This window comes from Nitratidesulfovibrio sp. HK-II, from assembly GCF_003402415.2.
Lineage (GTDB): Bacteria > Desulfobacterota > Desulfovibrionia > Desulfovibrionales > Desulfovibrionaceae > Cupidesulfovibrio.
Genome location: NZ_AP036014.1, coordinates 3,096,080 through 3,109,828 on the forward strand (window position 1 = coordinate 3,096,080; position 13,749 = coordinate 3,109,828).

10 protein-coding genes are annotated in these 13,749 nt (G+C 68.7%); 3 read left to right on the forward strand and 7 right to left on the reverse strand.

The window, feature by feature from the left end; genetic code table 11:
- Positions 1 to 43: 43 nt before the first annotated feature.
- Both lepB and lepA read right to left on the reverse strand, forming a co-directional pair.
- On the reverse strand, positions 44 to 640 hold the full coding sequence (lepB, locus tag RVX_RS13050; protein WP_007526767.1) for a signal peptidase I: 597 nt from the start codon (positions 638 to 640) through the stop codon (positions 44 to 46).
- 483 nt (positions 641 to 1,123) lie between these two features.
- Complete coding sequence (lepA, locus tag RVX_RS13055) at positions 1,124 to 2,929, reverse strand: translation elongation factor 4 (protein ID WP_116308218.1); 1,806 nt, start codon at positions 2,927 to 2,929, stop codon at positions 1,124 to 1,126.
- Positions 2,930 to 3,590: 661 nt separating this feature from the next.
- On the opposite strand from lepA, the gene RVX_RS13060 reads away from it, so the two are divergent.
- The 3 genes from RVX_RS13060 to RVX_RS13070 all read left to right on the forward strand — a co-directional run bounded on the left by RVX_RS13060 (position 3,591) and on the right by RVX_RS13070 (position 7,084).
- Positions 3,591 to 3,887 carry a hypothetical protein gene (locus RVX_RS13060; protein WP_116308217.1) on the forward strand — a complete coding sequence of 99 codons (297 nt, stop codon included), beginning with the start codon at positions 3,591 to 3,593 and terminating at the stop codon, positions 3,885 to 3,887.
- Positions 3,888 to 4,357: 470 nt separating this feature from the next.
- Positions 4,358 to 5,311: a DUF362 domain-containing protein gene (locus RVX_RS13065; protein ID WP_116308216.1), complete on the forward strand. Its 954-nt coding sequence runs from the start codon at positions 4,358 to 4,360 to the stop codon at positions 5,309 to 5,311.
- A gap of 18 nt (positions 5,312 to 5,329) precedes the next feature.
- Complete coding sequence (locus RVX_RS13070; protein WP_116308215.1) at positions 5,330 to 7,084, forward strand: 4Fe-4S binding protein; 1,755 nt, start codon at positions 5,330 to 5,332, stop codon at positions 7,082 to 7,084.
- Positions 7,085 to 7,102: 18 nt separating this feature from the next.
- Here RVX_RS13070 and RVX_RS13075 read toward each other — a convergent pair whose 3' ends face one another.
- The 5 genes from RVX_RS13075 to RVX_RS13095 all read right to left on the reverse strand — a co-directional run bounded on the left by RVX_RS13075 (position 7,103) and on the right by RVX_RS13095 (position 13,609).
- A complete protein-coding gene (locus RVX_RS13075) occupies positions 7,103 to 8,404 on the reverse strand; it encodes a radical SAM/SPASM domain-containing protein (RefSeq protein WP_116308214.1) in 1,302 nt (433 codons plus the stop codon).
- 53 nt (positions 8,405 to 8,457) lie between these two features.
- Positions 8,458 to 8,943, reverse strand: a complete 486-nt coding sequence (locus tag RVX_RS13080; RefSeq protein ID WP_116308213.1) for an arsenate reductase ArsC — start codon at positions 8,941 to 8,943, stop codon at positions 8,458 to 8,460.
- A gap of 202 nt (positions 8,944 to 9,145) precedes the next feature.
- Positions 9,146 to 11,167 (reverse strand): methyl-accepting chemotaxis protein, encoded by a 2,022-nt coding sequence (locus RVX_RS13085; RefSeq protein ID WP_116308212.1) that lies wholly within the window; start codon positions 11,165 to 11,167, stop codon positions 9,146 to 9,148.
- Positions 11,168 to 11,176: 9 nt separating this feature from the next.
- Entirely contained in the window at positions 11,177 to 11,635 is a 459-nt protein-coding gene (locus tag RVX_RS13090; protein WP_116308211.1) for a cytochrome c family protein, read from the reverse strand.
- A gap of 228 nt (positions 11,636 to 11,863) precedes the next feature.
- Entirely contained in the window at positions 11,864 to 13,609 is a 1,746-nt protein-coding gene (locus RVX_RS13095; protein WP_116308210.1) for a methyl-accepting chemotaxis protein, read from the reverse strand.
- Between the last annotated feature and the right edge of the window lie 140 nt (positions 13,610 to 13,749).

Sequence of the window (13,749 nt, forward strand, 5' to 3'; positions counted from 1 at the left end):
CGCGATGCTCTCCCCCGGCCAGCGGCACGGGGACGCGCACCGGTTAGTGCACGGCGTTGCCGATGCGGTCCCACCGCACGTTGCCAAGCCCTTCCCACGACCAGTAGATGACCCACGCCTTGCCACGGATGGCCCCGCGCGAAACGAAGCCCCAGAAGCGGGAATCTTGCGAATCGTCGCGGTTGTCGCCCATGGCGAAGTAGTGGCCCTCGGGCACGGTGACCGGCCCGAAGTTGTCGCGCACGGGCATGACGATGCCGGGCTGCGAATGGCGGATGTACGCCTCCTGCACTGCTTCGCCGTTGCGGTACAGCTGCTTGTTGCGCACCTCCAGCACGTCGCCGGGCACGCCCACGATGCGCTTGATGTAGTCGATGGACGGGTCGCCGGGGTACTCGAACACGATGATGTCGCCGCGCTGCGGGTCGCCCACGGGCAACAGCACCTTGTGGGTGAAGGGCAGCTTGACCCCGTAGCTGAACTTGTTCACCAGCAGGTGGTCGCCGATCTGCAGGGTTTCGAGCATGGAGCCGGAGGGAATCTTGTACGCCTGCACCACGAAGGTGCGGATGAGCATGGCCAGCGCAAAGGCGACGACAAGCGCCTCCACGTATTCCAACAGCAGGCTTTTCTGTTGCATGCGGGTGCCTCCGCCGTCCGTTCGCGCGGCCGCGCGGGGACGGGGATTTGCGGTTCATCGAAAACCCGCCAGGGGCTGACGCCCAAGGCGGGGCCGGTGCGCGCCACCGCTGATGCAGTGGCCGCAGGGGCATGCCCTGCGCCGCGCCCCGCAGCGTGGGGAGGCCGGGGACGGCGCGTTGCAAACTCCGGGCTGCGGCGCATGCTGCGCCTGCGGCCCGGCATTGTTCACGTCATTCTCTTTTCAAACCACCCCTGACCACCCACCGCAATTTCGCGGCAGGGGTTGCCAGGGCTTCGCTCACTTCTTCACGCAACGCACACGCCTGTAGCGGTGCGTACGGTCCGGCTGTATCCCGATAATTTTGCGTCAGGGGCGGCAAGGACAAGGAAAACGGTGGGGTCCGCGAGGGGAGCGTACTCTTTGGTACGTGACCCGAGCGGCACCTCCGTTTGACGCCGTCATTGCCCCCATGGCGCAAAATTACTCGTCGCCCACCTGCAGGGCGGCAAGGAACGCCTCCTGCGGCAACTCCACGTTGCCCATGCGCTTCATGCGCTTCTTGCCTTCCTTCTGCTTTTCCAACAACTTGCGCTTGCGGGTAATGTCGCCGCCATAGCACTTGGCGGTCACGTTCTTGCGCAGCGCGGAAATGGATTCGCGGGCGATGATCTTCTGCCCGATGGCCGCCTGGATGGCCACCTCGAACATCTGGCGCGGGATGGTGCGCTTCAGCTTCAGCGCCAGCGCGCGGCCGTAGTGGTAGGCCTTGTCGCGGTGCACGATGACGGCCAGGGCGTCCACGGCTTCGCCGTTGATCAGGATGTCCAGCTTCACCAGGGCCGACTGCCGGTAGTCGATGAACTCGTAGTCCATAGAGGCGTAGCCCTTGGTGCCCGACTTCAGCCGGTCGAAGAAATCGAACACGATTTCGGCGAAGGGCAGCTCGTAGGTGATGACCACGCGGTTGGAGGCGATGTACCCCATGTTCTTCTGGATGCCGCGCTTTTCCTCGCACAGCTTCAGCACGTTGCCCACGTAGTCGTTGGGCACGTGGATGTCCATGCGCACGTAGGGTTCGTACAGCGAGGCGATCTTGGTGGGGTCGGGGAGCTTCGAGGGGTTGTCGATGTCGCTGCTCTTCCCGTCCACGGTGTCGATCTTGTAGATCACCGAGGGGGCGGTGGCGATGAGCTCCACCTGAAATTCGCGCTCCAGCCGCTCCTGAATGATCTCCATGTGCAGAAGGCCCAGAAACCCGCAGCGGTAGCCAAAGCCCAAGGCCTGCGAGGTTTCCGGCTCGTACGAGAAGGCGGCGTCGTTGAGCTGCAGCTTTTCCAGCGCGTACTTGAGCTGCTCGTAGTCTGCGGAATCGGTGGGGTACAGCCCGCAGAACACCATGGGCTGCACTTCCTTGAAGCCTTCCACGGGCACTTCGGCGGGGCGGTCCACATGGGTGATGGTGTCGCCCACCTTGGCGTCGCCCAGTTCCTTGATGTTGGCGCACAGAAAGCCCACTTCGCCCGCACCCAGTTCGGTCATGTCCACGATTTCGGGCGAGAACACGCCAAGGCGGATGACCTCGTAGGTGCGCTCGGTGGCGAACAACTTGATGCGGTCGCCCTTGCGCAGCACGCCGTCCACGACGCGGAACAGCACCACCACGCCCTGGTACGAATCGTACCACGAGTCGAAAATAAGGGCCTTCAGCGGGGCGTTCAGGTTGCCTTCGGGCGCGGGCAGGCGCTCGACGATGGCTTCCAGCACCTTGTCCACGTTCAGGCCGGTCTTGGCGCTGACGGCCACGGCGTCGGTGCAGTCGAGGCCGATGCTTTCCTCGATCTCGTGCTTCACGCGGTCGGCGTCGGCGCTGGGCAGGTCGACCTTGTTCAGGACCGGGATGACTTCCAGGTTGTGGTCCAGCGCAAGGTACACGTTGGCCAGGGTCTGGGCCTCCACGCCCTGCGAGGCGTCCACCACCAGCAGCGCCCCTTCGCACGCGGCAAGCGACCGCGAGACCTCGTAGTTGAAGTCCACGTGGCCGGGCGTGTCGATGAGGTTCAGCACATACTTGCGGCCATCCTTGGCCGTGTACGGAATGCGCACCGACTGAGCCTTGATGGTGATGCCGCGCTCGCGCTCAAGCTCCATGCGGTCCAGGTACTGGTCGCGCTTTTCGCGGTCGCTGACCAGCCCGGTAACCTCAAGGATGCGGTCGGCCAGGGTGGATTTGCCATGGTCGATGTGCGCGATGATGCTGAAATTGCGGATGTGTTCCTGTCTGGGCATAGCGTGGGTGCCGCCGTGCGGCGGCGCGCCTCCTGAAATGTGTGCGGGATGGGTACGGGAGCGGGCTTTGGGCTAGACGCCCCGGAACGCCGGGGACGCGGTGCGCGGCTGGCCGTGGCCGCCGCATGCGCCGATGGTCCCTTGCGCGCGGACCGGCCAGCGGGTGGCCCCCAGGGTCACGGGGGGATCACGAAGAAGCCACGGGGCGGCATCACGATCCGGCGCGCATCGCCGTACCATTCGAATCGGCTTTCATACTGCATTCAGGGCCGGAAGTCCAACGGCCCCGCAGCCCATCGCCCCGGCGGCCAGCGGATGCCCGGCGGGCCGCGTTCGCCGCGCCGCCGAGCGGATTCCGGCTGGCAAACCCGCCGGGACTTTCTCCGGTCTTCGACCGCCCCTGATGGACACTGCCTGGCCACGCCTGGCCTTGCCTGTGCCTGGAGCCTCCACTGTCCAAAAATCGGACACTTTCACTCCAATTTGCACATCCTGCACATCCATATGTCCAATAATCATACACACGCCGGATGACAGGCGGGCACCATTCTCACATATATCCATTCATTTCATGATTTTGTGAAACATGCACAACATGGCACGGGCCTTGCCTTATGCACTGCACACACCCGGTAAGGGAAACAACACCCAGGAGCAGTTCATGAAGATCACCCGCATTCTCCCGGCCGCCCTGGCCATTTTCGCCATCACCGTCGGTTCGGCCTTCGCGGCGGGCAGCACGGGCGGGCACGATACCCACCCCACGGCCCCGGCCGCGCCTGCCGCCCCCGCCGACAAGGCGCCCGGCGACGCCCAGCCCGCCCCCATGGGGGGTTGCGGCTGCTGCAAGATGATGCAGGAAGGCCACGGCGGCATGGGGAACATGGACGGCAAGCCCGGCGGCGCGGGCCACATGATGCCGGGCAACGACGGCAAGGCCCAGGTCCGTCACAGCTAGGGGCGCACCGCCCGGTCGCCCTCCCCTCCGTTGCCCACCTCTCCGGCAACGGCATCCGGAAAGACCGCTTCCCACGGCAGACATAAGGATTCCCCCGTGGGGCCGCCACCTCCTCCTCGCGCAGGCCCCACGGTTCCGCCTCGCGGCGTATGCGCCCCCTTCACCGGGGGCGCGTTGCGGTGGGGCGGACGCGGTGGGCGGGCACCCCGCCACGCCCTCCGTCACGCAATCGTATGCGGGCGCGCGCCGTCAGCCATTGCCCACCGTCGGCCGGGGGTGCTATACGCACGGACAAGGTATGTGCCGCGCACGCTGCCGGACCGTTGCCGCCCCCTTGCCCTCTTCCAGCCAGACAGCCCGTGCCCGCACCGGCCGCGCGACATCACCCGGCTTTCCCCTTCCGCCCGGCACCAGCCCGGAGCGGCCCCTTCCCCCGCCCGCAGCCGCGCCATCCGGCGCAAGGAGGCATCATGCGTCGCAGGGACTTCCTGAAATGGCAGATTTCCGGCGCGCTGTGGCTGGCCGCCGGGGCGGGCCTGCCCGCCGGGGCATCCATCTTTCCGCCGCTTGCGGGCGAGGCGCGGGCCGCGTCGGCACAGTCCGGCGGCTCCCCCGACATCGTGGTGGCCAAGGGTTCGCCCGCCGCCGCCACCCATGCCTGCGTGGGCATGCTGGGCGGCATGGGCCGCTTCGTGAAAACCGGACAGAAGGTGGTCATCAAGCCCAACATGTCCTTCGCGGCCGACGCCACCATGGGCACCAACACCCACCCGGAGGTGGTGGCCGCGCTGGTGCGCATGTGCCGCGACGCGGGGGCGGCCTCCGTGCTGGTGCTGGACAACCCGCTGGCCCCGGCGGAGCAGTGCATCGAACGTTCCGGCGTCCGCGCCGCGTGCAGCGAATTCGGCGACATCGTGCAGGCCCCCACGGCCGAACGCTTCTACCGCGAACTGGAAATCGCGGGCGCGGCCCAGATGACCGCCAACACCTTCCTGCGCGACGCGCTGGAGGCCGACGTGCTCATCGCCGCGCCCACGGCCAAGTCGCACAGCTCCACCGGCGTGTCGCTGGGGCTGAAGGGCATGATGGGGCTGATCCGCCAGCGCGGGGTGATGCATTCGCGCTACGACCTCGACACCGCCATCGTGGACCTGAACACCAGGCTGCGCGCCGCGCTCACCGTCATCGACGGCACCTACGTGCTGACCACGGGCGGCCCCGGCGGCCCCGGCAAGGTGCTGCAGGAGAACACGGTCATCGCCTCGGCCGATCCGGTGGCCGCCGACGCCTGCGCGGTGGAATCGTTCGAGTGGTACGGACGGCGCTTCGCGGCGCGGCAGGTCAGCCACATCCGCCTGGCCCACGAGCGGGGCCTTGGGTCCATGGATCTGGCCGCGCGCGCCATCGCGCGGGTAACGCTGTAGGACCGGGAAACGCGCGGCATGAATCGGCAACGCGCGCGCCGGGCCAGCCGGTGGCTGTGCCTTACGGCCTTCGTGCTGCTGGCATGGGGGACGGGGCAGGCCCTGCCCGGCGACGGATGGACGCCCGGACGCGACCTGTTCGTGCGGCTGGACCCGGCCGTGGCGCTGGCCGCCAGCGTGGCGGGCCGGGCGTTCATTGCCGCCGCCGTGCCGGGGCTGGTGGTGCTGGCTTCCGCCATGCTGCTCGGCCGGGCGTTCTGCGGGTGGGTCTGCCCGTTTGGGGCCATGGTGGATGCCGGGGACGCCGCGTGGAGCCGCCTGATGAAGGCCCGGCGACGCCCCGCGCGCCGCAGGCAGGACGCGCGCCGCCGCGCCGTGCCGCGCATGCTCAAGTACGGGGTGCTGGCCTCGGTGCTGGCGGCCGCGCTGGCCGGTCTGGACCTGGTGTTCTGGGCCGCCCCGCTGCCGCTGGCCGCGCGGTTCTGGGCGCTGGCCGCATGGCCGCCCCTGGCCCGACTGGCCGAGGCGGGCCTTGCCTTGCTGGCCCCCCTGGCCCGCCAGACGGGGGCCACCGGCCTCTCTTTCGCGGAAATCGCCGTGCCGGGCTATGCGGCCACCGGGTACGTCATCGGATTTTTCGCACTGGTGCTGGCGGGCGGGCTGCTGGCCCCGCGCCTGTGGTGCCGCATGCTCTGCCCCGCCGGGGCCGCGCTGGGCCTTGCGGGACGCATGGCCCCGTGGCGCAGGCGGGTGGATGACACCTGCACCAACTGCGGGACCTGCGCGCTCCACTGCCCGGTCGGGGCAATCGCCGCCGACGCGCCGCAGGCCACGGACCACGCCGAATGCCTGAAGTGCTTGCGCTGCGCCGATGCCTGCCCCGTCGGGGCGGTGCGCTTCACCTTCCGGGAATCTGCCGGAACAAACGCGGTCACTGCGGCCTCGCAGCCCACTCCCACGCCCATTCCCGGCACCCTGCCGCCCCAGGCCCGCTCCCAGCGCCGCGCCCTGCTGGCGGGCCTGGCCGTGGGGGGCTGCGCCGCCGCGCTGGGGCACGCGGCTCCGGCGCTGGGCAGGCCGGAGGGGGTGCTGCGCCCGCCCGGCGCGCTGCCGGAACCGGACTTCCTGGCCCGCTGCGTGCGCTGCGGGCTGTGCGCCGCCGCCTGCCCCACCAACACCCTGCAACCGGCATGGTTGGCGTCCGGCGCGCTGGGCATGTTCAGCCCGGTGGTCACTCCGGCGCGCGGCTTCTGCGACCCGGCCTGCCATGCCTGTGCCCGCGCCTGCCCCACCACGGCCATACGCGGGCTGGCCCACGAGCGCACCTTCGCCAAGATCGGCACGGCCGAGGTGCTGCGCGACCACTGCCTGGCCTGGGCGAAGAAGAAGCGCTGCCTGGTGTGCGACGAGGTGTGCCCCTACGACGCCATCGCCCTTAAGCCGGAACCGGGCTACACCGTGGGCGTGCCCCACGTGGACCCGGCCCGCTGCGCCGGGTGCGGCTTCTGCGAGAAGCACTGCCCGGAAACGGTGCTGGTCAGCGGAGAGAAGGCCATCGTCATCCGGCCGCGCGACGCCCTGCGCATACGCGCGGGCAGCATGCGCGCGGCGGCCGAGGCGCGCGGGCTGCGACTGGTGTTCACGCCGAAAAAGCCGGGGGAAGGATATGGAACGGAAGGCGCGCCACCAACAGACAGCGACGCGCAGTACCCGTCGCCGGGTGCGGATACGGGTCCGTCGCCCGGCGGGCTGCCGCCCGGCTTCACCGAGTGACTTCGCTGTCGGTGAAGCCTAGCGCAGACACTGCACCCCGCCCAGACACCACGGGCAATGCCCGCAGGGCACGGCCACGCCGTGGCAGTCGATGTCGAATTCGCCCATGGCCCCTGTGATGTCGTCGCACGGCCCCGTGGGGCAGTTGGTGCAGTCCGGGTAGCGGTAGGCGCGCACCTCGTCGCGGAACGCCCGCCATGCAGCGCCATTCCACAACGCTTCCAGCGTTGCGTCGGCAAGGTTGCCGAAGGTGCGCGGAAAGACCTGCTTGGGCTCCCCGTCCAGGAAGCAGGCGTAGCGGTGCCACAGAAAGTAGCAGGGATGGACGCTGCCATCGGCGGTGACGAAGGCCGCGCCGTCTTCCACGAAGTCGCAGCGGCGCTCCACGCTGGGGCCGGTGCGCGGCAGGCGCAGTTCCATGCCGGTTTCGGCGGCCGCCGCGCGGGCCGCCTCGAACAGCGGCCCAAGGTCGGGCACGGGGGCGTCCATGCCGTTCACCAGACGTTTGACATGCAGCGAGATGCCCTGCTCCGCCGCGTCCTGCCGCATGTGCAGCACGAAGTCGACCAGTGCCTTTTCTTCCGGCGACTTGGCGAACTTCCACACCACGTCGAAATAGCGGCGCAGGTCCAGCCCCAGCCGGGCGGCATCCGCCGCGCGCCGGTCGAAGAAGGCCCGCGCCTCGTCCGTGTCGGGCACGAACAGCGACTGCGCGGCCGCCGCCGCGTCATACGGCAGCACGTGGGTGACGATGCAGAATTCCGCCCCACGCGCGGCGGCCCAGCGCACCACGCCTGGCAGTTCCTCCGCGTTGTCGCGCATGAGCACGAACTCCACCCCAAGCCGCAGCGGCCGGGCCCGCCCCCGCGCCGCCGCGCGCAGCATGTCCATGGCCCGGCCCACCGACCCGGCATCCATGCCGCCGTGCAGGCAGCCGGGCAACTCCTCGCGCGCGGTCGTCGCCAGCGCGTCCACCGACAGGCACACCCGGTCCACCCCGCCGTCCGTCAGGGCGCGGGCCATGTCCGGCGTCAGCGGCAGGCCGTTGGTCTGAAAGCCGATGTCGGCGTCCGGCCGCATGTGCCGCCGGGCCAGGCGCACCATGGCGGGCAGGTCGGGGTGCAGCAGGGGTTCGCCCACGCCGTTCAGCACCAGCGCGTCAAGGTGCGGCAGGCACGAGGCCAGCCGGTCGAACACGGCCAGCGGCATGTCGCCTTCCGGGATGCGGCAGCCCTCGGCCTGCTTGACGCACATGCGGCAGCGCAGGTTGCAGCGGGTGGTGACCTCTACGTACAGGCGGGCGGGAAAGGATGTGGGCATGGCGGCGTATCCGTGGTGAAAGCTCCGGTGCGGCGTGGCGGCCGGAGAGCAGGTTAGGCTTCCGGCAGGTTGCCGGGCAGGGCCAGGACGAAGGCGCGTATTTCGTCGCGCACGCGGCGGTAGTGGGCCATGGCGGTCTCTTCGTCCGGCGCGTCGCGGGCCAGCAGGGGCGGGTCGTCGAACCCGGCATGCACCCGCGCCGTGCGGGCCGGGAACCAGGGGCAGTTCTCCGCCGCGTGGCCGCACACGGTGACCACGTAGTCGAAGGGAATGTCCGGCAGGTCCGCCACCGCCTTGGACCGCTGGCCGGAAATGTCCACCCCGGCCTCCGCCATGACGCGCACGGCGCGCGCGTTCAGCCCGTGCGCCTCGATGCCCGCCGAATACGCCTCGAACAGGTCGCCGCGCAGGGCTCGCGTGAAGCCTTCGGCCATCTGGCTGCGGCACGAGTTGCCCGTGCACAGGAACAGGATGGTGCGGCGGGGCGCGCCCGGCTGCGGGCGGTCGCCCTGCTCGCCGTGGTTGTTTCGATCGCTCATGCTGCCTCCATGCACGGAAAAGTATCCGTCATTTTGCCAATTGTCCAACACATGAAACGCTCACGCCCGCTGCGCGCAAGGGGGCGGCACGCTCCCCCCTCCTCGCGAAAGCAAAGGGCCGCCGGTTTTCGCCGACGGCCCCGATGGTATCCAATGTTCCTTGACGCTGCCGTGTCGGCACGGCGCAGACACGCCCCAGCCCTCAGCACATGTCGTCGATGATCCCATCCAACTCCTGCGCCAGCCGGGCAAGGTCGCTCACGGCCCCGGCGGAATGGCGCATGGAGTCCGCCGTGTGCCCGGAAATGGAACTGATGCGGTCCACCGCGCGGGTGATCTGCTCGCTGGCGGCGGACTGCTGCTCCGCCGCCGTGGCGATGGCCCGCACCTGGTCCGCCGTGCGGTCCACGGTGCCCACGATGGCCAGCAGCGCCTCGCCGCTGCGCCCGGCAAGGCCGGTGGATTCCCCGACCAGGCGCACCGCCTCGTCGGTGGCGGCGCGGCTGCGCCCCACCCCGGTCTGGATGGCCTGCACGAAGCCCACCACCTCTCGGGTGGCCTGCATGGTCTTTTCGGCCAGCTTGCGCACCTCGTCGGCCACCACGGCGAAACCGCGCCCGGCGTCACCGGCGCGGGCCGCCTCGATGGCCGCGTTCAATGCCAGCAGGTTGGTCTGGTCGGCAATGTCCTCGATGACCCCGATGATGCGCCCCACGCCCTCGGCCTGCACGCCCAGTTCGGCCATGTCGCGCTCCAGCACGCGGGCCTGCTCGGCCACGCGGTTGATGCACGCCACAGCCTCGTCCACCACGGCCGAACCCTGCCGGGCCTGATCGTGGGCCGTCCCGGCCAGGTCTGCGGCGGCCCCCGCGCTGCTGGCCACTTCCATGACCGATGCGTTCATCTGCTCCATGGCCGAGGCGCTTTCCACGGCCAGCATGCGCTGTTCGTCGGCCCCGGTGCTGGCCTCCTCCACCTGGGCGGACAGTTCGCCGGATGCCGAGGCCACCTGCGCGGAAACCTGCCGCGCGGCGTCCGCTGCGCGGGCGATGCGGGCATGCTGTTCTTCGATGCTGGCCTGCTGGCGCTGCATTTCGGTGACGTCGGTGTACACGCTGAACGCGCCGATGAGGTTGCCGTCCAGGTCCAGCAGCGGCGCGGAATCGACCACCATGTGCACCTGCGCGCCCTTGCGGTTGGTCAGCGCCACGCGCTGCCCGGTCAGGGCGGTGCGTTCGCGCAGCACGCGCGCGGTCACGGTGTCGCGCCCGGCATCGTTGTAGAAAAGTTCGCCCACCATGCGCCCGGCGTGGTCGTCCGGGCGGCCATCCGCCCCCACCATGCCCAGCAGGGCCGCGTTGCAGTAGCTGACGCGGCCTTCGGTGTCGGCCACCAGAAAGGGCAGGGTCATGCCGTTCAGGATGCCCTTGGAAAAGCCCAGTTCCTTCTTCAGCCCGCCCACCATGCCGTGCAGGTTGGCGGCCAGGCGGGCCAGTTCGTCGTGGCCGTCCACGGCAAGGTCGGCATTCAGGTCGCCCGCGGCGATGGCGGTGCTGGCCTTGGTGATGCGGTGCACCCGCTGCACGATGGCCCGCCGGATGAACAGGATCACCCCGGCCAACAGGGCCACCAGCCCGGCCGCCGAAATGCCCGCGCTTTCCATGATGCGCCCGTGCACGCCCGCCAGCACCGGGGTGACGTCCTGCATCACCACCAGCTGGCCCAGCAGCGGCTGGGATGCGCCGTGGCAATGGTGGCACGACGGCTCGTTGCGGATGCTGATCACGTGCGCGAACACGGACCGCCCCCCCTGCTCGAACAGCAGCGAACGCTCCAGCGCCTCGCGCCGGGCGCTGACGGCCAGGTCGCGCAGGCCGGGGTCGGGCAGCACGTCGGCGATATCCCGCCGTTCGGCCTCGGGCCGGGTGGAATAGGTGACATTGCCGGTGTAGCTGGCCAGGTGCACCGTGGTGTCGGCGTAGTGGCGCGCCAGTTCGGCGAATTCGGCGCGGGTGCCCGCGTCGTTGCCGAGCAGCATGGGCCGGTCGATGGCCGTCTTGATCATGGCCGATTCGCGGGTGACCACCGACTCCAGTTCTTCCAGGGCCGCGTGGCGTTGCCGCCACGCCCCCATGCCGATGATGACCGCGAACACGGTGACGGCGATGACCGTCACCAGCAGGGATGTGCGCAGGCTGAGCGACCGCGCGAGGGTGCCCCCCATGTCCGCCCCCTAGTGCGCACCGCTGTGCAGCAACGGCTTGAAGCCGAACGAGCGCACCCGGCTTTCATTGTGGCAGCCTTCGCAGGTGGCCATGGTGGGCTTGCCGATCAGCGACGGGTCGCCCGCTTCGGCGTGCGCCGCGCCGGGTCCGTGGCAGGTTTCGCAGCCCACGTCGGCGAATTGCGGCGTGGTGGCGTAATCGACAAAGCCGCCCTTGCCGTACCCGGTCACGTGGCATTCGTAGCAGCCGCGCAATTCTTCCGGCGTCAGCTTGGGGGCCATGGTGGCCACGCTCTTCCACGACTTGGCCTTCTTGGAATACTTCTGGAACTGCTCGTATTCCCCGGCATGGCAGGGCTGGCACGCGGCGCTGCCCACGTAGGGCTGCGCGGCGCGCGCCGATGGGGCGGCCAGCAAGACCCCCGTGACGGCCGCCGCGAGACAGATGGCGATGATCGGACGCAACATGCGGCTCCCCTGAAAGATGCGGGGCACCCCTCTTGCGCCGCCCCGGCATATTGTGAAAAACGGCACAGACGATGTGGACCCGTACTAGGGGAATTGCCGCCACACGTCAATGTTGCGGCGCCACCTTCTTTTATAACGGCGCACACCAATGCCCGGCAAAAAAACGCGCGGCGCGCCTGTCCGGCGGGCCGCGCGCTGTCATGACGCACGGGGGTGACGGGTGCGGGCTTACGCCTGCTTCAGTTCATCCACCAGGCGCTTCAGCACCTGCGACTGGTTGGCCAGTTCGCTCACGGCGGTTGCCGCCTCGCGCATGGCCTGGGCCGTTTCCGCCGAAATGGCGCTTACCTGTTCCACGGCCCGGTTGATTTCCTCGCTGGCGGAGGACTGCTGTTCGGACGCGGTGGCGATGCCCCGCACCTGGTCGGCCGCCGCGTCCACCAGCCGCACGATCTCGTGCAGGGCCGTGCCCGAGCGCCTGGCGAGTTCCGTGGCCCCTTCGATGTTGCCCACGGAACGGTCCACGTGCTCCATGTTGGTGCGCGTGCCCTGCTGGATGCCCCGGATGGCCGCGCCCACCTCTTGCGTGGCGTGCATGGTCTTTTCCGCCAGCTTGCGCACCTCGTCGGCGACGACGGCGAAGCCGCGTCCGGCGTCACCGGCGCGGGCCGCCTCGATGGCGGCATTCAGGGCCAGCAGGTTGGTCTGGTCGGCAATGTCCGAAATGACGTTCATGATCTGGCCGATGGATTCCGCCTGCCGCCCCAGTTCCTCCATGTCGCGCTTCAGCGCCAGCGACTGCTGCTGCACCTGCCCGATGCCGTCCACCACCTGCCCCACGATGGACGCACCCTCGTCGGCCATGCGCCGGGCGTTTTCCGAAACGTCGGCCGCGCCGCCCGCGTTGCGGGCCACCTCGAGCACGCTGGCGTTCATTTCCTCCATGGCCGTGGCGGTTTCCGCCACCCGGCGCGACTGTTCCTCGGCCCCCCGGTCGGACTGCTCGATCTGGGCGGAAAGCTCTTCGGACGCGGACGACACCACCTCCACCACGCCTTCCAGCTTCTGCGCGGCCTGCAACATGCCCTCGCGCTTGGCGCTTTCGGCCTGGCGGCGGGCGTCTTCGGCCTCGCGCATGGCGACCAGGGCTTCCTGCTCCTTCACGGCGGCCTGACGGCTCTTTTCCTCCGCCTCGGCGATCTTGGCCTTCAGGGTGTCCACCATCTGCTGCATGGCGTCGTACACGCCCTTGTACCTGCTGGGCCGGAACTGCACCGCAAGGTTGCCCGCCGCGATCTGCCGCGAAACGTCGTACAGGTAGCCGGGGTCTTCGCCCAATTGAGACAGCGTGGAGCGGATGATGAAGAACGCCGCCGCAAGCCCCAGGCCCAGCGAGACCACCACCAGCACCAGGCTGACGGTGCGCGCCGTCGAAGCATTGCCCTCCGCCTCCACCCCGGACTGTTGCGACCCCTTGTCGTTGAGGGCGATGAGTTCGCGCAAACCGGCCAGCGCCGAGCGGAAAAGGGGCCGCCCCTTGCCGAGGGTCAGCGCCTGGGCCTCTTCCGTCTTCATGGCGCGGGACAGAGGAATAATCTGCGGCAGCAGGCCAAAGTAACTTTCCGCATCCGCCTTCACCTTGGCGAATATGCGCCGTTCCTCGTCGCTGGAAATAAGTTTTTCGTACTTGCGTGAACCATCTTCAAAAGCAGCACGTGCCTTTTCCATGGTACGTTCTTCTGCTTCCATCTGCTCGGGAGTCGATGATATGATATGCACCATCTCCGCCCGACGCACAGAATTCAGCGCGGATTCGACTTCTCCAAGCTGCTTGACGCTGGGCAGCCAGTTACTGGTCACATCCTTCACGTTTCCAAGAATCTCTCCGAACATGTAGTTGCCATACATTCCCATTATGAGCATGAGCACGAGAAGTGCGCCGAATGCTCCGGAAAGCTTGACCGACAATTTCATGACCAGTGCTCCTTGCCTGTGCATGCAACATGTTTCGCCCGCCAGCGCTCACCTTCACCACGCGGATTGCCAGAGCCTCTCCCGCGATGGGGCAACAGGCTTTCGGCGGAGACATTTCCATTTTCCATACTGACAAGGAC